General features: G+C 72.1%; 21 protein-coding genes. 10 read left to right on the forward strand and 11 right to left on the reverse strand.

Annotated elements, in window-relative coordinates:
- On the reverse strand, nt 1-522 hold a 522-nt coding region (locus EIO00_RS00005; RefSeq protein ID WP_140174446.1), incomplete at its 3' end, for a hypothetical protein.
- A gap of 95 nt (nt 523-617) precedes the next feature.
- Nucleotides 618-1,655, reverse strand: a complete 1,038-nt coding sequence (locus tag EIO00_RS00010) for a glycosyltransferase family 2 protein (protein WP_140174448.1) — start codon at nt 1,653-1,655, stop codon at nt 618-620.
- 334 nt (nt 1,656-1,989) lie between these two features.
- Between EIO00_RS00010 and EIO00_RS00015 the strand changes: the two genes are divergently transcribed.
- Nucleotides 1,990-3,633: an LCP family protein gene (locus EIO00_RS00015; RefSeq protein WP_140174450.1), complete on the forward strand. Its 1,644-nt coding sequence runs from the start codon at nt 1,990-1,992 to the stop codon at nt 3,631-3,633.
- 110 nt (nt 3,634-3,743) lie between these two features.
- Here the strand turns inward: EIO00_RS00015 and EIO00_RS00020 are convergent, their stop codons facing one another.
- Nucleotides 3,744-4,913, reverse strand: a complete 1,170-nt coding sequence (locus EIO00_RS00020) for an acyl-CoA dehydrogenase (protein WP_140174452.1) — start codon at nt 4,911-4,913, stop codon at nt 3,744-3,746.
- 65 nt (nt 4,914-4,978) lie between these two features.
- Here EIO00_RS00020 and EIO00_RS00025 point away from each other — a divergent pair, with 65 nt between their 5' ends.
- The 3 genes from EIO00_RS00025 (at nt 4,979) to EIO00_RS00035 (ending at nt 8,341) form a co-directional block, all read left to right on the forward strand.
- Entirely contained in the window at nt 4,979-6,328 is a 1,350-nt protein-coding gene (locus tag EIO00_RS00025; protein WP_241661023.1) for a UDP-glucose dehydrogenase family protein, read from the forward strand.
- Nucleotides 6,329-6,420: 92 nt separating this feature from the next.
- A complete protein-coding gene (locus tag EIO00_RS00030; RefSeq protein ID WP_140174456.1) occupies nt 6,421-7,884 on the forward strand; it encodes a serine/threonine-protein kinase in 1,464 nt (487 codons plus the stop codon).
- A gap of 37 nt (nt 7,885-7,921) precedes the next feature.
- Nucleotides 7,922-8,341: a CoA-binding protein gene (locus EIO00_RS00035; protein ID WP_140174458.1), complete on the forward strand. Its 420-nt coding sequence runs from the start codon at nt 7,922-7,924 to the stop codon at nt 8,339-8,341.
- Nucleotides 8,342-8,414: 73 nt separating this feature from the next.
- On the opposite strand, the gene purE is transcribed toward EIO00_RS00035, so the two are convergent.
- The gene (gene purE / locus EIO00_RS00040) at nt 8,415-8,921 is read right to left on the reverse strand and encodes a 5-(carboxyamino)imidazole ribonucleotide mutase (RefSeq protein WP_140174460.1); all 507 of its coding nucleotides are present in this window, start codon (nt 8,919-8,921) and stop codon (nt 8,415-8,417) included.
- A complete protein-coding gene (locus EIO00_RS00045) occupies nt 8,918-10,066 on the reverse strand; it encodes a 5-(carboxyamino)imidazole ribonucleotide synthase (RefSeq protein ID WP_241661045.1) in 1,149 nt (382 codons plus the stop codon). Before EIO00_RS00045 ends, purE begins: the two co-directional genes overlap by 4 nt.
- Before the next feature lie 227 nt (nt 10,067-10,293).
- Between EIO00_RS00045 and EIO00_RS00050 the strand changes: the two genes are divergently transcribed.
- Nucleotides 10,294-10,857, forward strand: coding sequence for a GtrA family protein (locus EIO00_RS00050; protein WP_241661024.1), 564 nt, complete (start codon nt 10,294-10,296; stop codon nt 10,855-10,857).
- A gap of 12 nt (nt 10,858-10,869) precedes the next feature.
- Here EIO00_RS00050 and EIO00_RS00055 read toward each other — a convergent pair whose 3' ends face one another.
- The 3 genes from EIO00_RS00055 to glgX all read right to left on the reverse strand — a co-directional run bounded on the left by EIO00_RS00055 (nt 10,870) and on the right by glgX (nt 15,509).
- Complete coding sequence (locus tag EIO00_RS00055; RefSeq protein ID WP_140174462.1) at nt 10,870-12,147, reverse strand: ATP-binding protein; 1,278 nt, start codon at nt 12,145-12,147, stop codon at nt 10,870-10,872.
- A gap of 107 nt (nt 12,148-12,254) precedes the next feature.
- Nucleotides 12,255-12,926 carry a response regulator transcription factor gene (locus EIO00_RS00060; protein ID WP_012854433.1) on the reverse strand — a complete coding sequence of 224 codons (672 nt, stop codon included), beginning with the start codon at nt 12,924-12,926 and terminating at the stop codon, nt 12,255-12,257.
- A gap of 450 nt (nt 12,927-13,376) precedes the next feature.
- A complete protein-coding gene (gene glgX / locus EIO00_RS00065) occupies nt 13,377-15,509 on the reverse strand; it encodes a glycogen debranching protein GlgX (protein WP_140174464.1) in 2,133 nt (710 codons plus the stop codon).
- A gap of 184 nt (nt 15,510-15,693) precedes the next feature.
- On the opposite strand from glgX, the gene EIO00_RS00070 reads away from it, so the two are divergent.
- Together EIO00_RS00070 and bfr are read left to right on the forward strand one after the other, a co-directional pair.
- A complete protein-coding gene (locus EIO00_RS00070; RefSeq protein ID WP_140174466.1) occupies nt 15,694-15,972 on the forward strand; it encodes a (2Fe-2S)-binding protein in 279 nt (92 codons plus the stop codon).
- Nucleotides 15,973-16,067: 95 nt separating this feature from the next.
- Nucleotides 16,068-16,565: a bacterioferritin gene (gene bfr, locus EIO00_RS00075; RefSeq protein WP_140175025.1), complete on the forward strand. Its 498-nt coding sequence runs from the start codon at nt 16,068-16,070 to the stop codon at nt 16,563-16,565.
- 92 nt (nt 16,566-16,657) lie between these two features.
- Here the strand turns inward: bfr and EIO00_RS00080 are convergent, their stop codons facing one another.
- The 3 genes from EIO00_RS00080 to EIO00_RS00090 all read right to left on the reverse strand — a co-directional run bounded on the left by EIO00_RS00080 (nt 16,658) and on the right by EIO00_RS00090 (nt 21,308).
- Nucleotides 16,658-17,710 (reverse strand): adenylate/guanylate cyclase domain-containing protein, encoded by a 1,053-nt coding sequence (locus EIO00_RS00080; RefSeq protein WP_140174468.1) that lies wholly within the window; start codon nt 17,708-17,710, stop codon nt 16,658-16,660.
- A 137-nt stretch (nt 17,711-17,847) separates the two neighbouring features.
- Nucleotides 17,848-18,708 (reverse strand): biotin--[acetyl-CoA-carboxylase] ligase, encoded by an 861-nt coding sequence (locus EIO00_RS00085; protein WP_140174470.1) that lies wholly within the window; start codon nt 18,706-18,708, stop codon nt 17,848-17,850.
- 14 nt (nt 18,709-18,722) lie between these two features.
- Entirely contained in the window at nt 18,723-21,308 is a 2,586-nt protein-coding gene (locus EIO00_RS00090) for a phosphoenolpyruvate carboxylase (RefSeq protein WP_140175027.1), read from the reverse strand.
- A gap of 169 nt (nt 21,309-21,477) precedes the next feature.
- On the opposite strand from EIO00_RS00090, the gene EIO00_RS00095 reads away from it, so the two are divergent.
- The 3 genes from EIO00_RS00095 (at nt 21,478) to EIO00_RS00105 (ending at nt 24,502) form a co-directional block, all read left to right on the forward strand.
- A complete protein-coding gene (locus EIO00_RS00095) occupies nt 21,478-23,079 on the forward strand; it encodes an acyl-CoA carboxylase subunit beta (protein WP_206663997.1) in 1,602 nt (533 codons plus the stop codon).
- Between the two features lie 40 nt (nt 23,080-23,119).
- Nucleotides 23,120-23,344 carry an acyl-CoA carboxylase subunit epsilon gene (locus tag EIO00_RS00100; RefSeq protein ID WP_140174472.1) on the forward strand — a complete coding sequence of 75 codons (225 nt, stop codon included), beginning with the start codon at nt 23,120-23,122 and terminating at the stop codon, nt 23,342-23,344.
- A gap of 168 nt (nt 23,345-23,512) precedes the next feature.
- A complete protein-coding gene (locus EIO00_RS00105; protein WP_140174474.1) occupies nt 23,513-24,502 on the forward strand; it encodes an NYN domain-containing protein in 990 nt (329 codons plus the stop codon).

Consider the following 24,502-nt stretch of genomic DNA (forward strand, 5'->3'; position numbering starts at 1 on the left):
CGGCAGCGCCGCAGGGCCGCCCGGGCCCGCCGGCGGCATCGCGGGGGCGCCGGGCGGCGTCCAGGCTGGCGGCCGCGGGGCGCCGGCCGGGTGGGGCATCGTCGCCGAACGCCAGCGCGACGGCGCCAGGGAGCCGACGATCAGCACGCCGCCGACCAGGCCCAGAATCCCCAGGGAACCGAGGGTGTCGACCGATCCCCGGTACTCGCGCGGGAGCAGGTCCCACACGTGCCTGAGCAGGGTGCGGTTCATCAGCAGCCACGGCAGGTTCACCGCGCACAGGGTCAGCCCGCACAGCAGGGAGGCCAGCGGCGACACCCGTGACCCGACCAGGAGGCCGATCACCAGCGCCGCCAGGAACAGGCATCCCGCCCCGATCCAGCGTTCGGTGCCCCCTGCTCCCAGGAGCAGCCGATAGGCCCGAATCAGCCGTTCGACGCCGAACACCATCAGCGCCATGATCACCGGCGCCGCCGCCAGCCCCGCCACGGCGCCCAGGGCGTGCCGGGCGCCGTTGGACATCCCTGATCTTCCTGTGGACATGAGCCCGCTCCTCCCGTGTCCGGTCCGAGCAGGCTAACGGGACTCATCCCCCCATGTCCCGCTTGTCCGGAGATTCAGCGTTTCGGCGGAGAGGGCTGCCCCAGCCCGCGCGGGCTGGTCAGGAAGCCGACCCCCCAGGAGATGTGCATGGTCGCGTACACCAGCGGCAGCCAGATCCACGACGACGGCGGCAGGCCGCGCCCGGTGACCAGGCTCCCGCCGATCATGACCACCGCGACATAGCCGCCGGGGATCAGCCAGCCGGGCCAAAAACCCAGCAGCCCGGCCACCGTGCCGATCAGCATCGCCACCACCGCCATCGGCGGCGCCAGATAGCGCAGGCTGAGGGTGCCGGCGTGCTCACGGCCCACCACGCGGCGCCAGCGGCCGGTGTGGAAGTACTGCTTGGCCAGCGACCGCAGATCCGGGCGCGGCCGGTAGGTGACGCGCATCCGGGGGGTGAACCAGATCTTGCCGCCGGTCTGGCGGATCCGATGGTTCATCTCCCAGTCCTGGGCGCGCACGAAGGTCTCGTCGTAGCCGCCGACCCGCTCCAGGGCGCTGCGCCGGAACGTTCCCAGGTAGACGGTCTCCACCTCGCCGGGCTCGCCGCCGGTGTGGAAGCGGGCGGAGCCGACGCCGATCTTGGAGGTCATGGCGCGGGCGACGGCCTTCTCGAACGGGGTGACCCCCTCGGCGGCCATCACCCCGCCGACGTTGTCGGCCCCGGTCTCCTCCATGGTCTCCACCGCGGTCCGGATGTAGTCCGGCGGCAGCAGCGAGTGCCCGTCGACCCGGACGACGATGGAGTACTGCGAGGCCTTGATGGCGATGTTGAGGCCCTGAGGGGTGCGGCCGGTGGGGTTGGGCACCACGATGATCCGGGGATCCTCGGCGGCCAGCTTCTCGGCGATCTCCTGGGTGCGGTCCCGGGACGGGCCGACGGCGAGCACCAGTTCCATCTCGCCGGGATAGTCCTGGGTGAGGATCGCGCGGACAGCGTCGGCCAGGTGCCGCTCCTCGTTCAGCACCGGCATCACCACCGAGACGGCCGGCCAGGTGCGTTCCTCGGTGGCGGTTTCAGCGCTGCGTGCGTGGGGTGACGGATTCATCTGGTCTCTCGGGGACGAGCCCGGTGCCGATGACCGGGGCAAGCCGCTACCTCTGTGCTCAGACATGCGCCGGGGGCGAGGCCGCCCGGGGAGGGACGGCCGCCGTATCGGGATCGGGATGCGATGCCTCGATCGGTGCCTCCTGCGCGAGGTGCCCGGCGGTCGCGGCGACCGGGCCGGACCGCCCGGATCGCCCCGTCCCACGCCGGGAGAGGTCAACTCGGCGCCACGTTACTCCAACGACACGGAACGCAGGTAGCGAACGCAGCGGTGTCGACCACTTTAGGGTGGGGACATCCGCGGCAGGAAACGCACCGACGAGGGGGCAGCAGCCATGCCGGACGTGGGTGACTCCGACCCGATCGAGCGGTACTTCCGCCCCCGTCCGCGTCGTCCGGACGGGGCGGAGGAGGCGGTCCCCGAGCAGCCCGGCGAGGGCGTCACCGTGGCCGGGGTGCCCGCTCCGCGGGTGGCGGTCACCTCCTCCGGACGCGGACCGCGCCGCCCCCGGCCCCAGCTCAGCCCGCGGGTCGCGATCGGCGCCCGGCGGCAGCGCCGGTTCCTCATGCTCACCGCGGCGATGTCGGCGCTGGTGCTGCTGACCTCGGGCGGCGCCTGGGCGTTCAACAACTACGCCACCGGGCTGATCGAGCCCCTGCTGGTGGAGGGGCTCGGCGGCGACGACGGCGGCCCCAAGGGCGCGATGACGATCCTGGTGGCGGGCGTGGACCGGCGTGAAGGGCTGACCCGCGAGCAGCGGCGGGCCGCCCGGCTGGGCCGGGAGGCCGGGGAGCGCTCGGACACGATGATGCTGGTGCGCGTCTCCCGCGACCACGACCGGATCACCGTGGTGAGCCTGCCGCGCGACTCGCTGGTCACCATCCCGGCGCACCGCTCCAACGGCTCCGAGGGCCCCAAGGGCACCCCGGTCCCGGCCCGCCCGGGCAAGCTCACCTGGGCGTACCAGTTCGGCGGCCCGAGCCTGACGGTGGCGACCGTCAAGCGGGCGACCGGCGTGTCGATCGACCACTACATCGAGGTCAACTTCTACGGGTTCGTCAACATCGTGGACGCGCTCGGCGGCGTCGACGTGTGCGTGGAGCATCCGGTCGACGACCGCAAGAGCGGACTGCGGCTGAACGCCGGCACCACCCACGTCGACGGCCTGCAGGCGCTGGCGTTCACCCGGGCCCGCTACTCCCTCACCGGCGGCAGCGACCTGGGCCGCATCGAACGGCAGCAGCAGCTGCTCGCCTCGCTGATGAAGCAGGCGATCAGCACCCGGACGCTGAGCGACCCGGTCAAGGCCAAGCGGGTGCTGGACGCCACGCTCAAGTCGCTGCGGATGGACGAGGAGCTGGCCGACAACCTGGACAAGCTGGTCGCCCAGATGAGCGACCTGTCCACCGACGACGTCACGTTCGCCAAGGTCCCGCTGCGCAGCGAGAACCACATGACCCCGATCAACGGGTCGGCGCCGCAGTCCACCGTGCTGTGGGACGAGCAGGGCGCGCGAGAGCTGTTCGGCAAGCTCCGGCGGGACGAGCCGCTGAAGGCCCCCGAGCCCACGGCCACGCCGACCCGCGACCCGAACGCGCCCACCGTCCAGCCGAGGGACATCACCGTGACGGTCCGCAACGGGGTCGGCACCCCCGGCCTGGCCGCCCGCGCCGCCGGAGACCTGCGCAAGGTCGGCTTCCGCACCGTCGTGCCGCCGGGCGTGGCGCGCACCGGGCTGAAGGTCACCCAGATCCGCTACGGCCCGGCGCACGTCGACGCCGCCAAGACCCTCGCCGCCGCCATCCCCGGCGCCAAGGTCAAAAAGGACGCCTCCGTCGGCGACGGCATCCAGGTCATCGTCGGCTCCGACTGGAAGGGCGCCGAGAAGGTCGTCGTCGAGGGCCTCCCCGGCGCCGACGAGTCCCGGCTCTCGGACCCGCAGGCCAGCACCGCCTCTCAGAAGCTCTGCAAGAAGTGACCCGGCCGCGCGGGCCGGCGGAGGCGGCGCCCCGGCTCGACGGCGGAACCGGGGCGTGCACGGCGGGTCGTCGGCGGGTCGCCCGAGCGGCCGCTTGAGGACCCGAGCGGCTACTTGAGGAGCTGGCGCGCCATCACCATGCGCTGGATCTGGTTGGTGCCCTCGTAGATCTGGGTGATCTTGGCGTCGCGCATCATCCGCTCGACCGGGAAGTCACGGGTGTAGCCGTACCCGCCGAGCAGCTGCACCGCGTCGGTGGTGACCTCCATCGCCACGTCCGAGGCCAGGCACTTGCAGGCCGAGGACATGAACGTCAGGTCCGGCACCTCCTCGCCGTTCATCACGCGCTCGGACTTGATCGCGGCGTGGTAGGTGAGCTGACGGGCGGCCTCGATCTTCATCGCCATGTCGGCGACCATGAACTGCACGCCCTGGAAGTCGGCGATGGCCTTGCCGAACTGCTTGCGCTCCTTGATGTAGCCGATCGCGTAGTCCAGCGCGCCCTGGGCGATCCCCAGCGCCTGCGCGGCGATGGTGATCCGGGTGTGGTCCAGGGTGGCCAGGGCGGTCTTGAAGCCGGTGCCCTCCTCGCCGATGATCCGGTCGGCGGGAATCCGCACGTTCTCCAGGATGACCTGGCGGGTGGGCGAGCCCTTGATGCCGAGCTTGCGCTCCTTGGGCCCGAACGAGACGCCCTCGTCGTCCTTGTCCACCACGAACGCGGAGATGCCGCGGGCGCCCTTGTCGGGGTCGGTGACGGCCATCACCGTGTAGTACTGCGACACCCCGGCGTTGGTGATCCACATCTTGACGCCGTTGAGCACCCAGTGGTCGCCGTCCCGGACCGCCCGGGTCTTCATCGAGGCGGCGTCGGAGCCGGCCTCGGGCTCGGAGAGCGCGTAGGAGAACATGGCTTCGCCGCGCGCCACCGGGGTCAGATACTTTTTCTTGAGCTCCTCGGAGCCCGACAGCAGCAGCGGCATGGTGCCGAGCTTGTTCACCGCCGGGATCAGCGAGGAGGAGGCGCACACCCGGGCGACCTCCTCGATCACGATCACGGTGGCGAGGGCGTCGGCGCCGGCGCCGCCGTAGGACTCGGGGATGTGCACGGCGTGCAGCTCGTTCTGCACGAGCGCGTCCAACGCGTCCTGCGGGAACTCGCCGGTCTCGTCGACCTCCGCGGCATGCGGCGCGATCTTGGTTTCGGCGAGCTCGCGGACCGTCTGGCGCAGCAGCTCGTGCTCCTCGGACGGGGCGTACGCGGGAATGTCGGAACTCATACGGTTGAGACTACCGGCCAGTAGAATGCGCCGGTCAGGCGAGGGGCCGCCGCGCGCGGTCCCCGATGGAGGGAGTTGCCTTGGCCCACCGGCTCACCGTCATCGGCACCGGCTACCTGGGCGCCACGCACGCCGCCTGCATGGCGGACCTGGGTTTCGAGGTGCTCGGCCTGGACACCGACAAGGACAAGGTCGACCGCCTGCAAGCCGGTGATCTGCCGGTCTACGAGCCGGGCCTGGAGCCGGTGCTGCGGCGCAACCTGGAGAGCGGCCGGTTGCGCTTCACCACCTCCTACGACGAGGCGGCCGACTTCGGCGACGTCCACTTCATCTGCGTGGGCACCCCCCAGAAGCAGGGCGAGTACGCCGCCGACCTGAGCTACCTGGACGAGGCGATCGGCACGCTGGCGCCCCGCCTGGAGCGGCGCTGCCTGGTGGTCGGCAAGTCCACCGTCCCGGTCGGCACCGCCCGGCGGCTCACCGAGCGGCTGGTCCGGCTGGCGCCCGCCGACGGGGACGTGGTCCTGGCCTGGAACCCGGAGTTCCTGCGCGAGGGCTTCGCCGTCCAGGACACCCTGCACCCCGACCGGATCGTGATCGGCGTGCCCGACGATCCCGACGACGCCGCCTGGGCCGAGCAGGTGCTGCGCGAGGTGTACGCCCCGATGATCGCCGAGGGCTGCCCGTTCATCGTGGCCGACTACCCCACCGCCGAGCTGGTCAAGGTGGCGGCGAACGCGTTCCTGGCCACCAAGATCTCCTTCATCAACGCGATGGCCGAGGTCTGCGAGGCCGCCCACGCCGACGTGACCAAGCTCTCGGAGGCGCTGAGCCACGACGACCGGATCGGCGGCAAGTTCCTCGGCCCCGGCCTCGGCTTCGGCGGCGGCTGCCTGCCCAAGGACATCCGCGCGTTCATGGCCCGCGCCGGCGAGCTGGGGGTCGACCAGGCCCTGTCGTTCCTGCGCGAGGTCGACGCCATCAACCAGCGCCGCCGCATCCGCATGGTGGACCTGGCCCGCGAGCTGCTGGGCGGCTCGTTCCTGGGCCGCACGGTGGGAGTGCTGGGCGCCGCCTTCAAACCCAACTCCGACGACGTGCGCGACTCCCCCGCCCTGGACGTGGCCGCCAACATCCGCTCCCAGGGCGCCCGGGTCACCGTGTACGACCCGCAGGCCCTGGAGAACGCCCGCCGCGCCCACCCCGAGCTGGACTACGGCCCCTCCGCCCTGGAGGCGGCCCGCGGCGCCCATGTCGTCCTGCTGCTCACCGAGTGGGCCGAGTTCCGCGACATGGACCCCGACGCCCTCGGCGCCGTCGTCGCCGAGAAGAACATCGTCGACGGCCGCAACGCCCTCGACCCCGACCGCTGGCGCAACGCCGGCTGGACCTACCGGGCCCTGGGCCGTCCCTGACCGCCCTCGGCCGGAGCGCTGTCCGCCGCCGTCCCGCGCGTGTAGAACGATCGTGATCCCGAACGTTCTCGCATGCGGAGGTGCGGCGGCCGGTGAAGCCCCTGACGGAATCCGACCCCCGGGTCGTCGGCCGGTACCGGCTCCAGGCCCGGCTCGGCGGCGGCGGCATGGGCCAGGTCTACCTGGGGCGCTCCCCCGGCGGCCGGCCGGTGGCGGTCAAGGTGGTGCGGCCGGAGCTGGCGGCCGATCCGCAGTTCCGGCAGCGGTTCGCCGCCGAGGTCGAGGCGGCCCGGCGGGTCGGCGGCTTCCACACCACTCCCGTCGTCGACGCCGACCCCGACGGCGACCCGCCCTGGCTGGTCACCGCCTACGTCCCGGGGCCGTCGCTGGCGACGGTGCTCGCCGAGCAGGGGGCGCTGCCGGAGGACACGCTGCGCGTCCTGGCCGCCGGGCTGGCCGAGGCGCTGGAGTCCATCCACCGGGCGGGGCTGGTGCACCGCGACCTCAAGCCCTCCAACATCCTGCTGGCCGACGACGGACCGCGCGTCATCGACTTCGGCATCGCCCGGGCGCTGGAGGGCACCGCGCTCACCCGCACCGGAGCGGTGGTCGGGACGCCGGGTTTCATGGCGCCCGAGCAGGTCACGGGGTCGGGCGAGATCACCTCCGCCGCCGACGTCTTCGCGTTGGGCGCGGTGCTGTGCCACGCCGCCGGGGTCGCGCCCTTCGGGGACGGCCCCACCCACGCCCTGCTCTATCGGGTCGTCCACCAGGAGCCGGATCTGGACGGCGTGCCCGCCTCGCTACGCCCCCTCATCGCCGCCTGCCTGGCCAAGGATCCCACCGAACGTCCCACCGCCGCGGCGGTGCTGTCCCGGCTGACCGAGGGCGCCGACGACGCGACGGCCTGGCTGCCGCCTCCGGTCCAGGACATGGTGACCCAGGCGACGCCGCCCACCCGCCCCTACACCGTCGCTTCTCAGGAGTCGTCCGATCTGAGCGAGATCCGCCTGCGCGGCCGCAAGAGGTCGCTGGCGTCTCTTTGCTTGGCATCACTGGCGCTACTGGCGATAACAGGCTCCCTCCTGGCCTGGGGCATCGCTGAACTGACCGGGTTGTCGAACGAGATGAGCACCGGCTGGGCCATCGTCCTCACGACCGTCTCCGGCCCCTTCGCAGCCCTGTCCCTCGTGATGGCCTACGCCGGCGTCTTGTCCATCGTCAATCGCTTCGAGTTCGTCCTGAACCAGGCCGAAATCAGGGTCTACTGCGGGAAGCTCCGCACCATCCCATGGGAGGACATCGAGGAGATCCAGGTCCGGGAGCAACGTCGGGTGGGCTCCGACTCTCAAAAGCAGACCTGGGGCGTCGCGCTGCTCCTTCGGCCGGACAAGCGGTCGCGCCCTGGGTTCGGTTGGCCGGAGCTGGACGAGAACGGCGCGAAGACCGGCTGGCAGATCCTCGCCCAAGCCGAACATCTGCACGCCGGGCGCGCCGAGGTCGAGCGGGCGGTGGCCCGCTTCGCCGGGCCGCGCTACACCTCCCCCGGCCGCTAGCGGGAAGCCGGGAGCGATCACGGGTGTTGGCAGGGACATGGACGAGCGGTACGCCGATCCGGACGTGATCACCCGGTTGCTGGAGAAGTCGAGGACGTGGGCGTTCGTGGGGCTGGCGAACCGTCCGCACAGGACGGTCTACGACCAGGCGCGACGACTGCAGGCGCGGGGCAAACGGATCATCCCGGTGCATCCGGACCGCGAAGTGGTGCTGGGCGAGCGGGCGTACGGGTCGCTGGCGGAGATCCCCGAGGACGTGACGATCGACGTGGTCGGGGTCTATCGGCGATCGCAGTTCGCCGGCGGCGTGATCGACGAGGCCATCGCGCGCGGGGCCGGGGCGGTGTGGCTGCCGCTGGGCGTGGTCGACGAGGCCGCCGCCGAGCGGGCGCTGGCGGCGGGCCTGGACGTGGTGATGGACCGGTGCCCGGCGATCGAGTGGTCGCTGCGGCACTGAGTCCTCCAAGGATCCCTGGGAACGCCCCCTCAGGACTCTCGGGTCCTCAAGGATCCCGAGTGAGGCCCGGACCTCAGGCCTCCTGAGAGAGGTTCTCGCGCAGCCGGGCGCCCTTGGCCTTGGCCTGCTCGTACAGGTCCTGCTGGAAGTCGCTCATCCTGTCCCGCAGCCCCGGGTCGGAGGCGGCCAGGATGCGCACGGCCAGCAGGCCGGCGTTGCGGGCGGCGCCGACGGCGACGGTGGCGACCGGGACGCCGGCGGGCATCTGGACGATGGACAGCAGCGAGTCCAGGCCGTCCAGATGCTTGAGCGGCACCGGGACGCCGATGACCGGGAGCGGGGTGACCGAGGCCAGCATGCCGGGCAGGTGGGCGGCCCCGCCCGCGCCCGCGATGATCACCCTCAGGCCCCGCTCGGCGGCCTGCGAGCCGTAGGCGATCATGTCGTGCGGCATCCGGTGCGCGGAGACCACGTCGGCCTCGTAGGGGACGCCGAACTCCTCCAGCGCCTCGGCGGCCTGCCTCATGACGGGCCAGTCGGAGTCGCTGCCCATCACGACGCCGACCACGGGTGCGGTCATGCCTGCTCCTTCCGCTGCGGGCCCCACCGCAGGTACTCGGCGGCGTGCCGGGCGCGTTCCCGCACCTGCTCCAGATCGTCGCCGAGCGCGGTGACGTGGCCGATCTTGCGGCCCGGGCGGACCTCCTTGCCGTAGAAGTGCACCTTCACGGCCGGGTCGCGGGCCATCACGTGGATGTAGCGGGGGTAGACGTCGGGGTCGTCGCCGCCCAGCAGGTTCGCCATCACCACATGGCGGGCGGTGGGCTCGGTGGAGCCCAGCGGCAGGTTCAGCACGGCCCGCAGGTGCTGCTCGAACTGGGAGGTCCGCGCGCCCTCGATCGTCCAGTGCCCGGAGTTGTGCGGGCGCATCGCCAGCTCGTTGACCAGAACGCCGCCGTCGACCTCGAACAGCTCGACCGCCAGCAGCCCGACCACGCCGAGGCGGTCGGCGATGTCGAGGGCGAGCCGCTGCGCCTCGGCGGCCAGCTCCTCGTCCAGGTCGGGCGCGGGGGCGATCACCTCGTGGCAGATGCCGTCCCGCTGCACCGTCTCGACCACCGGGTAGGCGGCGCCCTGCCCGTACGGGGAGCGGGCGACCAGCACCGCCAGCTCCCGCCGGAACGGGACGTGCCGCTCGACCATCAGCCCCACGCCCCGGTCGACCAGCCGCCCGATCAGCTCGGCGGTCCCCGGCCCCGCGTCCTCGACGATCCACAGGCCCTTGCCGTCGTAGCCGCCGGAGGTCGCCTTGACCACCAGCGGCCATCCGGCGCGCTCGGCGAACGCCTCCAGCGCGGCCAGCGGCGCGTCCGCGGGGACCTCGGCGTACAGGGGGCAGGGCGCGCCGACCGCGCTGAGCCGTTCCCGCATCACGAACTTGTCCTGGGCGTGCAGCAGCGCCGCCGAGCCGGGCAGGCAGACCACGCCCTCGGCCTCCAGGGCCCGGATGTGCTCGGGCGGCACATGCTCGTGGTCCCAGGTCACCACGTCGCAGTCCTCGGCGAACGCCCGCAGGTCCTCCAGCGAGTCGTGCTCGCCGATGCGAACGTCCGCGCAGACCCGGGCCGCCGACTCCTGGGGGGAGCGCGCCAGCACCCGGACCGTCACGCCGAGCCCGATCGCCGCCTGCTGGAACATCCGGGCCAGCTGCCCGCCCCCCACCATGCCCACGACGGGCATCTCACCTGCTGCCCTCACAGCGCCACAGGCTATCGGCAGCCCCGAGCGAACGAAGCGTCCGGTCCGGGCATCTCATGGGCATGGGAGTCTGCGCAATGGGAAGAGCCACCGGGGGGAACTTCACACTCGCGACGCTTGTGGAGCAACGTGCCTCTATTCTCGTCTTCGTTGTGCCGTGACAACCCCGCGGTCCGGAAGGACGGTCGTTCTTCGTGAGTCTCCTCGCCACCATGTACCGGCGCTTTGAGCACCTCGTGCATGAGCTCGCGAAGTTCGGCAGCGTGGGCGCCGCGGCCTTCGTGATCACCATCGGCGTCGCCAACGCCCTGCAGTTCGGGCTGCACGTCGGCCCGCTGAAGTCGTTCATGGTCGCGACCGTGGTCGCCACCACGTTCGCCTACCTGGCCAATCGGTACTGGACGTTCCGTCACCGCGACCGCACCGGCCTGGGCCGCGAGTACGTGCTGTTCTTCGCCCTCAACGGCATCGGCCTGGTGATCACCGAGCTGTTCATCGGCTTCGTCCACTACGGCCTGCACCTGGAGAGCCCGGTCGCCTACAACACCGCCCTGATCGTCGGCACCGGGGCGGCGACCCTCTTCCGCTTCTGGTCGTACAAGAAGTGGGTCTTCCTCCCGGTCCGGACGCAGCCGGCGGAGGCGGCCTCCGCGCTTCCCGAGCCCGACCCGGCCGGCGACGCCCCCGTCTCCCCCGAGCGTCCCCGTTCGCACCCCGCCCGGGGCGCCCGGCGCAGGCGCGCCCCCGCGCGTCGCTGACCTCCGCGCGGGTCAGGCGGGACCGACCACGACGGGCTCCTCGGCTCGCCGGATGTCGGCGGCCTGGCGGAGGAAGACGGCGAAGACGGCGGGCCGGGCCTGCAGCAGCTCCAGTCGGCCGCCGTCGGCGACGGCCAGGGAGCGGGCCAGGTAGAGGCCGAGGCCGGTGCCGTCGCCGCCGGTGACGCTGCGTTCGAAGACGCGGCGCTCCAGCTCGGGGGGCACCCCCTCGCCCTCGTCGCCGACCTCGACCACGACCGAGCCGGCGCTGTTCTTGGTGGTGATGGTGACGGTGCCGGCGCCGTGCACCAGGGAGTTGTCCAGCAGGGTCGCCAGGATCTGCGCCAGCCCGTGCGGGCTGACCAGGCCGACCAGTCCGCGTTCGCCGGCGAGCCGGATGCCGCGGCCGGCGCGGTGGAAGATCGGGCGCCACTCCTCGACCTGCTGGGCGATCACGTCGTCGAGCGCGACGGGCTCGGCGGTGCCGGTGCGGTCGTGGCGGGCGCGGGCCAGCAGCTGCTCGACCACGGCGACGAGGCGTTCGGCCTGGGCGAGGGCGGCGGCGCCCTCCTCACGGACGATGTCGGGATAGTCGGCGGCCTCGACCATCTCCTCCAGCCGCATCGACAGCGCGGTGAGCGGGGTGCGCAGCTGGTGGCTGGCGTCGGCGGCGAACTCTCGGCTGGCGGCCAGCAGGTCGGCGATCCGCACGGCGCTGCGGTCCAGCACCTCGGCCACCCGGTCGACCTCGGGGATGCCGTAGCGGCGGCGGCACGGGCGGGCGTCGCCGGAGCCGAGCCGGTCGGCGGTCTCGGCCAGGTCGCTGAGCGGGAGGGTGAACTTGCGGGCCTGGAAGATGGCCAGCCCGACGGTGACCGCCACGCCCAGCAACGCCAGCGAGCCGATCAGCAGCAGCTGCCGCAGCGCCTCCTCGCGGACCTGGGCGGCGGGCTGGGAGACCTGGACGCCGATGCCGCCGGCGCTGCGGGAGGCGGTGAGCAGCTCGGCCCCCTTGGGCGGGCGTTCACCGGCGGTCAGCACGGTCTCATCCGGCAGGGTTATGACGATGTAGCGGCCGGGGTAGCCCTGGGCGATCCGGTCGGCGGTGACCATCCGGCCGGTGCTGAGGCTGAGCTGGACCCCGCCGAGGATGGTGGAGGTCTCGCGTTCCAGCGACTGCTGCGCCTCCTCGTAGATGAGGCGGTGCGTGGCGTACGCGAGGGGGATGCCCAGTAACAGGATGGCGACCAGCGCCACTGCGAGCGTCGACAGCAGCAGCCGACGCCTCATCACGTCTCCTTCCGTAGGGGAGCGCGGTCATGCCGCGGCCGGGTCGGTGCTCGGGACACCGCCCGTGCCTTTCCTGCGGCAGACCTCTCGGTGAACCCGTCGCGGGCTCAGTCGCCGCGTTCGAACCGGAAGCCGACGCCGCGGACGGTGGTGATGTAGCGGGGGTTGGCGGCGTCGTCCCCCAGCTTGCGGCGCAACCAGGAGATGTGCATGTCGAGCGTCTTGGTCGAGCCCCACCAGTTGGTGTCCCAGACCTCGCGCATGATCTGCTCTCTGGTGACCACCTTCCCGGCGTCGCGGACCAGGACCCGCAGCAGGTCGAACTCCTTGGTGGTCAGCTGCAGCTCCTGGTCGCCCATCCACGCCCGGCGCGACTCGGCGTCGATGCGCACGCCCTGCACGATCGGGGTCTCGGTGGAGCCCCGGCGGAGCAGTGCGCGCACCCGGGCGAGGAGCTCGGCCAATCGGAAGGGCTTGGTCACATAGTCGTCGGCCCCCGCGTCGAGCCCGACGACGGTGTCGACCTCGTCCGCACGAGCGGTCAGGATCAAGATGGGCACCCCGTGCCCCTCGGACCGCACCCGGCGGGCCACTTCGAGCCCGTCGAGTTCGGGCAGTCCGAGATCGAGCACGATGAGATCGACGCCGCCGCCCAATGCTCGTTCCAGGGCCTGCGGGCCATCGGGGCTGACCTCAACGGTGTACCCCTCGCGCCGCAGCGCACGGGCGAGAGGCTCGGAGATGGACGTGTCGTCCTCGGCGAGCAGTACAGACGTCATGTGGGCATCGTATGACTATTCACGAAGGTTTCCCGGCCAGTGCGAGCGTCTTGACCTGCGGTTTGCCACGTATAGTACATTCGCGAACACATCCTGGCCGGCGCAAGCGGGAATTCCGCGGAGACCTCGCCGCCGTCGGACATGATCACTTCACCGCGACGCCGTGATACCCCCGTGATACCTCTCCATGAAAAATATGTGACATCTGCGCTTTATGGGACATCTGGGTTTTTCTTGGTAAAAAGATCATCCGCTCCGAAACACGGCGGCTGAGGCGCCCGAGGAGGGATCCCGCCGCCCCGGCGTCCTCGCATCCGGCCGCCCGGCCGCCTCCGACGCCCGCCCGGCCCCGGGCGGCCCGCGGGACCGGCGACCGGTGGACACGAGCGCCCCTCAGGTCGGCCGGGCGGGCCCGGACCCCGGGCGCGGCCGCCGGGTCGGCGAGGGGCCTCAGACCCGGCGCAGCACCCGCATCGAGCGCGCGTCCACCGCGACGGTCTCGCCGGCCTTGCAGACGCGTCCGCCGGTCTCCTCCACCGGCGTCGGCTCGGCGGTGTCGATCACCTGCAGCCAGGTGTCGCCGTACCGTTCGGGCGGGACGGTGAACCGCAGCCCCTCGTGGTGGGCGTTGAAGATCAGCAGGAACGAGTCGTCGCGGACCCGCTCGCCGTGCCGCCCCGGCTCGCTGATCGCCTCCCCGTTCAGGAAGACCTGCAGCGACTTGGCGAACCCGGCCCGCCAGTCGGCCTCGCTCATCTCCCGCCCGTCGGGGGTGAACCAGGCGATGTCCGACAGCCGCGAGGCGTCGGGGTCGGCGGGCGGACGGCCCCGGAAGAAGCGGCGGCGGCGGAACACCGGGTGGTCGCGGCGCAGCCGCGTCAGCCGCTGCACGAAGTCCAGCAGCGGGAAGTTGTCGCGCAGCCGCTCCCAGTCCATCCAGGAGATCTCGTTGTCCTGGCAGTAGGCGTTGTTGTTGCCGTGCTGGGTGCGGCCCAGCTCGTCCCCGTGCGAGAGCATCGGCACGCCCTGCGACAGCAGCAGCGTGGCCAGGAGGTTGCGCTTTTGCCGTTCCCGCAGCTCCAGCACCTCCAGGTCGTCGGTCGGCCCCTCATAGCCGCAGTTCCAGGACCGGTTGTCGTCGGTGCCGTCCCGGTTGCCCTCGCCGTTGGCGTCGTTGTGCTTGGTGCCGTAGGAGACCAGGTCGTGCAGGGTGAACCCGTCGTGGCAGGTGACGAAGTTGATCGAGGCCAGCGGGCGGCGGCCGTCGTCGGCGTACAGGTCCGAGGAGCCGGTCAGCCGGGAGGCGAAGTCGGCCATGGTGGCCGGCCGGCCCCGCCAGTAGTCCCGGACGGTGTCGCGGTAGCGGCCGTTCCACTCGGTCCACAGCGGCGGGAAGTTGCCGACCTGGTAGCCGCCCTCGCCCACGTCCCACGGCTCGGCGATCAGCTTGACCCGGGAGACCACCGGGTCCTGCTGGACCAGGTCGAAGAAGGCGCTGAGCCGGTCCACCTCGTGCAGCTCCCGGGCCAGTGTGGCGGCCAGGTCGAAGCGGAACCCGTCCACGTGCATCTCGGTCACCCAGTACCGCAGCGAGTCCATGATCAGCTGCAGCACGTGGGGCGAGCGCATCAGCAGGCTGTTGCCGGTGCCGGTGGTGTCCATGTAGTAGCGGGGGTCGTCGTCCACCAGCCGGTAGTAGGCGGCGTTGTCGATGCCCCGGAAGCACAGCGTCGGCCCCAGGTGACTGCCCTCGGCGGTGTGGTTGTAGACCACGTCCAGGATGACCTCGATGCCCGCCTCGTGCAGGGCCTTGACCATGGACTTGAACTCCAGCACCTGCTCGCCGCACTCGCCGGAGGCCGAGTACTCGTTGTGCGGGGCGAAGAAGCCGATGGTGTTGTAGCCCCAGTAGTTGCGCAGCCCGCGCCTGACCAGGTGGTCGTCGTGCACGAACTGGTGGACCGGCATCAGCTCGACCGCGGTGATCCCCAGCTCCCGCAGGTACTCGATCATCACCGGGTGGGCCAGGCCCGCGTAGGTGCCGCGGAGGCGTTCGGGGATGTCGGGGTGGGCGATCGTCAGCCCCTTGACGTGGGCCTCGTAGATCACCGTCTCGTGGTAGGGGGTCTTGGGCGGCCGGTCGTCGCCCCAGTCGAAGTAGGGGTTCACCACCACCGACCGCATCATGTGCGGCGCGGAGTCCAGGTCGTTGCGGGACCAGGGGTCGCCGAACGTGTAGCCGAAGCAGGCCTGGTGCCAGTCGATCCGCCCCTCGATCGCCCGGGCGTAGGGGTCCAGCAGCAGCTTGGCCGGGTTGCAGCGGTGCCCCCGGTGCGGCTCGTACGGCCCGTGCACCCGGAACCCATAGCGCTGCCCGGGCCCGATCCCGGGCAGGTAGCCGTGCCAGACGAACCCGTCGACCTCCGGCAGGGGCAGTCGGGTCTCCCGGGCATCCAGCCCCGGTCCGTCGAACAGGCACAGCTCGACCCGCTCGGCCGCCTCGGAGAAGACCGCGAAGTTGGTCCCCGCCCCGTCGAACTGCGCGCCCAGTGGATACGCCTGTCCGGGCCAGAAGTCACCCACGTGCCCACCCTCCTCGATGCCACCAGGTGCCTTCCCCGCCGACGAACGGTCACACCGTGACCGCACCGGAGGAGGGGACTGGTCAAACCGGACATCTGTGCGCTATGTTAGGGAAGCCTTACCTAGCTAAGGCTGTCCTAAGCTCACCCCGCGCCACGACGCCCGCCGGAGAGGTCCCGCCCGGATGTACGTTTGCATCTGCAACGGAGTCACCGAGGACGACGTGCTGGCCAGCCTGCGCGCAGGCGCCGGGACCACCCGAGAGGTCAAGGCCGCCTGCGGCATGAAGCCCGGCTGCGGGACCTGCACTCGCCGGCTGTGCGCCATGGTCGCCGAGCACCGCCGCGCCCGGGAGACCGACATGTCCCTCCCGCTGGAGGCGCTGCCCGCCGCGCCCCGCCCGCGCCCGGACGTCTCGCCCTCCGCCGACGTGGGGAAAATGCGCCGGGAGACCGCCGCCTAGAAACCCCAAATTCACCCTATTACGCCCTGAAATACATCCGTGATAGGGCTTCTTACGCTGTCCTAAGTCGCCGATCGCGTGGAAGCATGGCTGCCATGGAAGGCGACAAGGACATCATCGCGCTGCTGAACGAGCAGCTCACCGCCGAGCTGACGGCCATCAACCAGTACTTCCTGCACGCCAAGATGCAGCAGAACTGGGGCTATGTCAGGCTCGCCCGGCACACCCGCGAAGAATCCATCGAGGAGATGCGGCACGCCGAGCGGCTGACCGACCGCATCCTCTTCCTCGAAGGCCTCCCCAATTATCAGAAGCTCAATCCCCTGCGCATCGGCCAGACCGTCACCGAGCAGCTCGAGGCCGACCTGGCCCTGGAGATGGAGGCCGTCACCCGCCTGCGCTCGGGCATCGAGCTGATGCGCTCCCGCGGCGACGTCACCTCCGCCCGGATCTTCGAGTACATCCTCGAAGACGAGGAGAAGCACATCGACTACCTGGAGACCGAGCTGGAGCTGGCCCGCTCCCTGGGCGAGCAGAACTACCTCCAGCGGCTCACCGACCACCCCGGCGAGGGCGACGAAGGCCACGCGTGACGTCCGTCGCCCGGCGCACGGGCGTGTGGAAGGGGGGACACGCCGAGGCGGAGCGGCGCGCTCCGCCTCGTCCGCCCCGTCTCGGTCGCCGCTCAGCGGCGGTGACGCGGGGTGCGGGCGGTGGCGCGCCGCAGCACGTACGGCTGGATGATGCCCAGGCCGCGGGCGGGGCGGCGGACGATGCGGGTGATGGTGTAGTCGTCGTTCCCCTCGAGCTCGGCGGCCAGCTCCGCGTCGATGAGGACCGACCCCGGACGGGCGATCGAGGTGAGGCGGGCGGCCAGGTTGACGGTGGTGCCGAAGACGTCGCCGCGCATGGGCAGCACGGGACCGTAGGCGACGCCGACGCGGACGTCGGGCATCTCGGTCTCGTCCTTGATCGCCTCGGCGATCCGCAGGGCGATCTCCCCGCCGGTCTCCGGGGCGTCGGCGGCGAACAGCACCTCGTCGCCCAGCGTCTTGATCAGCCGTCCTCCGCCGGAGGCGACCACGTCGGCGGCGGTCTCCTCGAAACGCTCCACCACCCGGGCCAGCTCCGGTTCGTCCAGCTCCCGGCTCATCTGGGTGAACGACACCATGTCGGCGAAGCCGACGGTGATGCGGGTCGGGGCGGCGGTCTGGTCGGTGGCGGCGGCCAGCGCCATCGCGCGGGTGCCGGCGGCGGCGAGCTGGCGCCGCCAGGCGTGCAGCACCAGCGGCTCGAAGTCCTCGATGTGCCGCTCGGCCAGCTCCGCCAGCCGCCGCATGGACTCGGGGCTGGGCGGATCGGCCGGGTCGCGCTCCTGGTCGAGCAGGCTGGTCAGCAGGTCTACCTGCCACTCGGCGAGCCGGGTCATGGTCTGCCCGAACGCCCGCACCAGCCGGATCACGCCGTCCTCGTCCAGGACGCCGTCGTCCATCAGGCGACGCAGCCGGCACAGCGTCTCGATGTCGCGTTCGGTGAAGGCCACGGCGTCGTCGCTGAGGTGCGGATACCCGAACGCCCGCCACAGCCGCTGGGAGAACTCCTTGGTCACCCCGCCGAGCCGGACGGCGTCCACCCGGGTGTACTTCAGCTCCCCGCCGAGCAGCAGCTCCTCGATCTGCCGGGGATCGGGGGCGTCGTCTCCCGCGGGCTCGCCCGGCGGATCAAGCGAGGGCGTCATGCCGGCCATCCTCGGTCAGCGGGTACGGTCCGTCGTTCACACCAGCAGCCCCCGTTCGCGTTTGGGCAGGCCCACGCAGATATCGTGGCAGAAACCGGGCCGGATGGGTGCTCGTGCGGGCGAACAACCGGTTTCCGTCATCGCACGTGAATCACATCGCCCGCATGGACCACGTGCTCGGCGTCGGCGTCGTCGCGGACGACCAGGCCGCCCGCCGTCTCCACGTCCGTCGCGACGCCGGTCAGCTCCCGGTCGCCCGGCAGCATCACCCGCACCCGCCTCCCGAGGGTGGTGCACAGCTCCGCATAGGCCGAGCGCAGGCCGGCGGCCTCCGGGTCGCCGCGGGCGGCGGTCCACTCCCGGTAGCGGCCCTCCAGCTCCCGCAGCACCGCCCGCAGCAGCGCCTCCCGATCCTGGAACGCGGCGTTCTCGCAGGCCAGCGAGGTCGCGGTGGGCACCGGCAGCTCATCAGGGCGCAGGCTGACGTTCACCCCCACCCCGACGACCACGGCGTCGCCGACCCGCTCGGCCAGGATCCCGCCCAGCTTGCGCTCTCCGACCAGCAGGTCGTTGGGCCATTTGAGCCGGACGTCCAGCGCCCGGGCGCCGACGGCCTGCCCGAAGTCGCCGCGGGCCGCCCGGCCGGTCATCCGCCGCAGCGCGGCGGCGACCGCCAGCCCGGTCAGCAGCGGCAGCCAGCCCAGCGTCTGCGCCGGCACGTCCGGCCGCAGCAGCACCGAGAACATCAGCCCCGACCGCGGCGGCGCCGTCCAGGACCGGCCGAGCCGTCCCCGGCCGGCGGTCTGGGACTCGGCGACCAGCACCCGCCCCTCCTGGGCGCCCGCCGCGGCGGCCTCGGCCAGGTCGGCGTTGGTGGACCCGGTCTCGGGCACCACCTGGATCCGCCGCCACAGCCCCTCGGGCCGCACCAGCAGCCGCTCCAGCGCCCGCTCGCTGAGCGGAGGGCGGTTCAGGTCGGTGAAAGGCGATTCGCTCAACTCGTCCGTCCCGATCAGCCGGTGTTCTGCAACCCGGCGGCGACGCCGTTGACCGACAGCAGCAACAGCTCCTCCAGACGCCTGCGTTCGGCGTCGTCGGCGACGCCCGCCCGCAGCGCGGTCAGCGCCCGCAGCTGCAGGTGGGACAGGGCGTCCACATACGGGTTGCGCAGCTCGACGGCGCGGGACAGCACCCGGCGGTTCTCCAGCAGCCGCCGGTGGCCGGTGACCGCCAGCACCAGGGAGCGGGTCCGGTCGTACTCGGCGAGCACCGTCTCGGTCATCTCCGGACGGCCGCCGAGGGCCAGATAGCGCTCGGCGATGGCGCGGTCGGTCTTGGCCAGGCTCATCTCGGCGTTGTCGAGCATGGAGGCGAACAGCGGCCAGGCCGCGTACGCCTCCTTCAGCTCCTCCAGCCCGTCCTCCCCGACGGCCTCCAGGCCCGAGCCCAGCCCGTACCAGCCGGGGAGGTTGATCCGGGTCTGCGTCCAGGCGAACACCCACGGGATGGCGCGCAGGTCCTCCAGGCCCTTGGCGGCCCGGCGGCGGGCCGGGCGGGACCCGATCCGCAGCTCGGAGATCTCCTCCAGCGGGCTGATCCGGGCGAACCACTCGGCGAAGCCCTCGGTCTCCACCAGCGAGCGGAACGCCCGCTCCGCGGCCTCGCTGATCCGGTCGGCCAGCGGGCGGAACCGGGCGGCGGCCTGGCGGGCGCGCGCCTCCACGTCGGGGGTGGAGGCCAGCATGATCGCGTTGGTGACCTGCTCGATGTGCCGCTTGGCGATCTGCGGCTGGCCGTACCGGGCGAAGATCACCTCTCCCTGCTCGGTGACCTTGAACCGGCCCGCCACCGAGCCGGGGGCCTGCGCCAGGATCGCCCGGTTGGCCGGGCCCCCGCCGCGGCCCAGCGATCCGCCGCGGCCGTGGAACAGCGTCAGCCGCACGCCGTTGCGGGCCGCCCACGCCACCAGCGCCTCCTGCGCGTCGTACAGCCGCAGCGTGGCGGTGGTGGGGCCGAGCTGCTTGGCCGAGTCGGAGTAGCCGAGCATGACCTCCAGACGGCGGCCGGTGGCCTCCAGACGGCGTCGGACGGCGGGGATCTCCAGCATGCCGTCCAGCACGGCCGGGGCGCGTTCCAGGTCCTCGCCGGTCTCGAACAGGGGGATCACGTCCAGCACCGGCGGGCGTTCCAGGGACTCGGCCAGCTCGTGCACGGCGGCGATGTCGTCGGCCGAGCGGGTGAAGGACACGATGTAGCGGCGGCAGGCGCGCTCCCCGAAGCGCTGCTGGATCCACGCCACCACCCGCAGCGTGTCCAGCACCTCCTCGGTCGTCTCGCTCAGCGGGCCGCCCGCGCGCACCTCGGCCAGCGCCTGCTCATGGACGCCCGAGTGCTGGCGGATCTCCAGCTCGGCCAGGTGGAACCCGAACGTCTCCACCTGCCAGATCAGGTCCTGCACCCGGCCGTAGGCCTGCCGCGCCGCGCCCGCCCGGGCCAGGGACTCCTGGACGACGCGCAGGTCGTCCAGCAGCTCCTCCGGGGAGGCGTAGGCCAGGTCGGCGTCGCGTTCCCGGGTGGCGGCGATGCGGTCGGCCGCATACAGCAGGAACTGCCGGTGCGGCTCGTCCGGCGACCGCTTGGCGATCTCGGCGAACCGGGCGGGGTGGGCGGTGCGCGCGGCGGCCAGCCGGTCGCGCAGCGCCGCCGACGGCGGGGTGGTGGAGGCGTGGACGGTCAGCTCCCGGCCGATCCGGGCGCAGGTGTTCTCCAGGGCGCGCAGCACGTGCTCGGCCTGGATCGCGATCGCGTCCCGGGTGACCTGCGCGGTCACGTACGGGTTGCCGTCGCGGTCGCCGCCGATCCAGCTGCCGAAGCGCAGGTAGGGGCGGGCCAGCGGCGGGCGGGCGCCGGTGGCGGGGTCGAGCGCGGCGTCCAGGGCCCGGTAGACCCGCGGCACCACCCGGTAGATCGTCTCGTCGAACGCGGCCATCGCGGTGCGGACCTCGTCCAGCGGGTCCATCTGGGTGCGCCTGCGCAGCGCGGTGCGCCACAGCAGGTCCACCTCCTCGCGCAGCCGGCGCTCCAGCTCCGTCCGCTCGGCCGCGCCCAGCCGGGCGTCGTTGAGCTCCTCCAGCAGGGAGCCGATCCGCGTGATCGCGGTCACCACGGCGCGTCGGCGGGCCTCGGTGGGGTGCGCGGTGAACACCGGGCGGAACTCCAGCCCCTCCAGCACCTCGGCCAGCCGGTGCTCGCCCATCTCGCGGATCCGCTGCACGGCCGCCGCCAGGGAGCCCTTGACCGGGGCGGCCGGATCGGCGTCCCGCTCCCGCAGGGTGCGGATGCGGTGGTGCTCCTCGGCCAGGTTGGTCAGATGGAAGTAGACGGTGAACGCCCGCGCCACCTGTTCGGCCCGCTCCAACGACCAGCCGTTCACGATGGCGGCGACCTCGTCGATGGACACCAGGCCGCGGCGGGCGTCGATCACCGCCCGGCGCAGCCGTTCCACGTCCTCCAGCAGTTCCCGGCCGCCGTACTCGACCAGGCTGTCCCCCAGCATGGAGCCGAGCAGCCGAACGTCCCGACGCAACGGCTCGGGCATCTCCTCGCGCAGCGCCCTGCGGTGCTCGGGCGTGTTCTCGGCGGGTGCGTCCGTTTCAGTGGCCACGCCCCTCAGCCTAGTCAGCCGCGCTCCGCGCGATCGGGGGGCGGTGGCCGTCTTCGGGGGCCTGCCCGCCGAGCTCGGCAAGCGTGTAGTTACAGTGCCTCCCATGGCGATGCATGCTCCCGAGCCCACGGGCGAGATCGACATCCACACCACCGCCGGCAAGATCGCCGAGCTGGAGCGCCGCAGGCACGAGGCGGTCCACGCGGGCTCGGCCAAGGCGGTCGAGAAGCAGCATGCCAAGGGCAAGATGACCGCCCGGGAGCGGATCGAGGCCCTGCTGGACCCGGGCTCGTTCGTGGAGTTCGACGAGCTGGCCCGGCACCGCTCGACCAACTTCGGGATGGAGCGCAACCGTCCCTACGGCGACGGGGTGGTCACCGGCTACGGCACCATCGACGGCCGGCACGTGGCGGTGTTCAGCCAGGACTTCACCGTGATGGGCGGATCGCTGGGCGAGGTCTTCGGCGAGAAGATCTGCAAGGTCATGGACCACGCCCTCAAGACCGGCTGCCCGGTGATCGGGATCAACGACTCCGGCGGCGCCCGCATCCAGGAGGGCGTGGTGGCGCTCGGCCTGTACGCGGAGATCTTCAAGCGGAACGTGCACGCCTCCGGCGTGATCCCGCAGATCTCGCTGATCATGGGGCCGTGCGCGGGCGGCGCGGTGTACTCGCCGGCGATCACCGACTTCATCGTGATGGTCGACCAGACCTCGCACATGTTCATCACCGGCCCGGACGTGATCAAGACGGTGACCGGTGAGACGGTGACCATGGAGGAGCTGGGCGGCGCGCACACCCACAACACCAAGTCGGGCGTGGCGCACTACCAGGCCGCGGATGAGAACGACGCGTTCGAGTACGTCAAGGCGCTGCTGTCGTACCTGCCGTCCAACAACCTGTCCGATCCGCCGGCCTTCGAGGCGCCGGTGGACCTGGACCGGGTCGACGCCGAGTGCGCGGCGCTGGACACCCTGATCCCCGACTCGCCGAACCAGCCCTACGACATGCACACGGTGATCGAGCACGTGCTCGACGACGGGGAGTTCCTCGAGGTCCACCCGCTGTTCGCGCCCAACATCATCTGCGGGTTCGGCCGGGTGGAGGGCCACTCGGTCGGGGTGGTGGCCAACCAGCCGATGCAGCTGGCCGGAACGCTGGACATCGACGCCTCGGAGAAGGCCGCCCGGTTCGTGCGGACCTGCGACGCGTTCAACATCCCGGTGCTGACCTTCGTGGACGTGCCCGGCTTCCTGCCCGGCACCGACCAGGAGTACGGCGGGATCATCCGGCGCGGCGCCAAGCTGCTGTACGCCTACGCCGAGGCCACCGTGCCGCTGGTCACCGTGATCACCCGCAAGGCCTACGGCGGGGCCTACGACGTCATGGGCTCCAAGCACCTGGGCGCCGACATCAACCTCGCCTGGCCGACCGCGCAGATCGCGGTGATGGGCGCGCAGGGCGCGGTGAACATCCTCTACCGGCGGGAGCTGGCCGCCGCCGAGGACCCCGACGCCCGGCGCGCCGAGCTGATCACCGAGTACGAGGACACGCTGGCCAACCCCTACATCGCGGCCGAGCGCGGCTATGTGGACGCGGTGATCAAGCCGTCGGAGACCCGCGGCCAGGTGATCCGGGCGCTGCGGGCGCTGCGCGGCAAGCGGGCCTCGCTGCCGCCCAAGAAGCACGGCAACATCCCGCTGTGACCCCGTCGAACCCGTCGAGTCCCGTTCCGAGGAGGTCCCGGTGAGCGCTCAGGACAGACCGGTGCTGCGGATCGTCCGGGGAGACGCCACGCCCGAGGAGGTCGCCGCGCTGGTGGCGGCGCTGAGCGCGCGGGCCGCGGCGGCCGCGGCGGCCGCGGGCGAGGGTTCGCGGCCCAGGTCGCTGTGGGCGGACCGGTCGGCGATGATGCGCCGGTCGCTGCCGTACGGGCCGGGCGCCTGGCGGGCGTCGACGCTGCCGCGCTGACGGGCGGGCCGGGCGCCGGCGCGGTCGGCGCCCCCGTTCCCGGGCCGATCCGCCGCCCGGAACGGGGGTGTTCGCCCTTGCTCGTCGGGGATGTCGCCGGGGGAGCCACGCGGTGAGCAGGGCGGTTCCCCACCCTGGGGGCCCGCCCGCGAATAAGGTAGAAGGCCCATGGCTACCTCGGAGCTCGTTCCCCAGCCCGCCCGCTACGCCGTTTTCGTGGACGCGGGATACCTCTACGCTGCCTCGGGGGCGCTGCTCTTGGATGCCACCTCGCGCCGCGAGTACCGGGTGGCGGCCGAGAAGCTGATCCTGGCGCTGACCAGCCACGCCGCCGAGGGGCTGCGGGGTGAGCTGCTGCGGGTGTACTGGTTCGACGCCGCGCCGCGCCGCCAGCCGACCGTGGACCAGCGGGTGATCGCCAACCTGCCGCTGGTGAAGCTGCGGCTGGGCAATCTGAACGCCCAGGGCCAGCAGAAGGGCGTGGACGCCCAGCTGCGCGCCGACCTGGAGTCGCTGGCCCGGCACCGCGCCATCACCGACGCGGTGCTGCTGGCGGGAGACGAGGACATGCTGCCCGCCGTGGAGGCGGCCCAGTCCTACGGGGTGCGGGTGCACCTGTGGGGGGTGGAGCCCACGCACGGCTCCAACCAGGCCGAATGGCTGGTGTGGGAGTCCGACACCGTGGAGGTGCTCACGGCCGACTTCCTGCGCCCCTACTTCACCAAGGCCAAGGCCCTGCCGGTGCCGTCGGCGCCGGCGCCGCGCGCCCCGTCCTCGGCCAAGCCCTCCCCGGTGCCCTCCCCGTCCCAGGTGTTCGCCGGCCGGGTCCCGGCGACCAGGCCCGTTCCCCAGGCGGGCGGACGGCCCGCCGGCGGCTCGTCGGGGAGCGCGCACTCCGACGCCAAGCTCGGCCCCGACCGCGCCCAGATGCTGGAGATCGGCGAGCACATCGCGCAGAAGTGGCTGTTCGAGCGGGGGCGCGACAACATCCGGGACCTGCTGCCCGGCCCGATCCTCCCCCCGGTCATCGACAAGGAGCTGCTGATCGAGGCCGAGAAGGAGCTGGGCCGCTCGCTGCGCCCCTACCAGGAGGCCCGTACCTGGCTCCGCGACGGCTTCTGGGACCGGGTGTACCGCGAGTTCGGCATCCGCGCCTGA

It is taken from the genome of Thermomonospora catenispora (assembly GCF_006363815.1).
Classification (GTDB): domain Bacteria; phylum Actinomycetota; class Actinomycetes; order Streptosporangiales; family Streptosporangiaceae; genus Thermomonospora; species Thermomonospora catenispora.

Excerpts from the sequence above, each read along its gene's own strand:
- EIO00_RS00010 (WP_140174448.1), bottom strand. The coding sequence starts at position 1,655 with ATGAATCCGTCACCCCACGCACGCAGCGCTGAAACCGCCACCGAGGAA.
- EIO00_RS00015 (WP_140174450.1), top strand. The coding sequence starts at position 1,990 with ATGCCGGACGTGGGTGACTCCGACCCGATCGAGCGGTACTTCCGCCCC.
- EIO00_RS00020 (WP_140174452.1), bottom strand. The coding sequence starts at position 4,913 with ATGAGTTCCGACATTCCCGCGTACGCCCCGTCCGAGGAGCACGAGCTG.
- EIO00_RS00025 (WP_241661023.1), top strand. The coding sequence starts at position 4,979 with ATGGAGGGAGTTGCCTTGGCCCACCGGCTCACCGTCATCGGCACCGGC.
- EIO00_RS00035 (WP_140174458.1), top strand. The coding sequence starts at position 7,922 with ATGGACGAGCGGTACGCCGATCCGGACGTGATCACCCGGTTGCTGGAG.
- purE (WP_140174460.1), bottom strand. The coding sequence starts at position 8,921 with ATGACCGCACCCGTGGTCGGCGTCGTGATGGGCAGCGACTCCGACTGG.
- EIO00_RS00045 (WP_241661045.1), bottom strand. The coding sequence starts at position 10,066 with ATGGTGGGGGGCGGGCAGCTGGCCCGGATGTTCCAGCAGGCGGCGATC.
- EIO00_RS00055 (WP_140174462.1), bottom strand. The coding sequence starts at position 12,147 with ATGAGGCGTCGGCTGCTGCTGTCGACGCTCGCAGTGGCGCTGGTCGCC.
- EIO00_RS00060 (WP_012854433.1), bottom strand. The coding sequence starts at position 12,926 with ATGACGTCTGTACTGCTCGCCGAGGACGACACGTCCATCTCCGAGCCT.
- EIO00_RS00070 (WP_140174466.1), top strand. The coding sequence starts at position 15,694 with ATGTACGTTTGCATCTGCAACGGAGTCACCGAGGACGACGTGCTGGCC.
- bfr (WP_140175025.1), top strand. The coding sequence starts at position 16,068 with ATGGAAGGCGACAAGGACATCATCGCGCTGCTGAACGAGCAGCTCACC.
- EIO00_RS00080 (WP_140174468.1), bottom strand. The coding sequence starts at position 17,710 with ATGACGCCCTCGCTTGATCCGCCGGGCGAGCCCGCGGGAGACGACGCC.
- EIO00_RS00090 (WP_140175027.1), bottom strand. The coding sequence starts at position 21,308 with ATGCCCGAGCCGTTGCGTCGGGACGTTCGGCTGCTCGGCTCCATGCTG.
- EIO00_RS00095 (WP_206663997.1), top strand. The coding sequence starts at position 21,478 with ATGGCGATGCATGCTCCCGAGCCCACGGGCGAGATCGACATCCACACC.
- EIO00_RS00105 (WP_140174474.1), top strand. The coding sequence starts at position 23,513 with ATGGCTACCTCGGAGCTCGTTCCCCAGCCCGCCCGCTACGCCGTTTTC.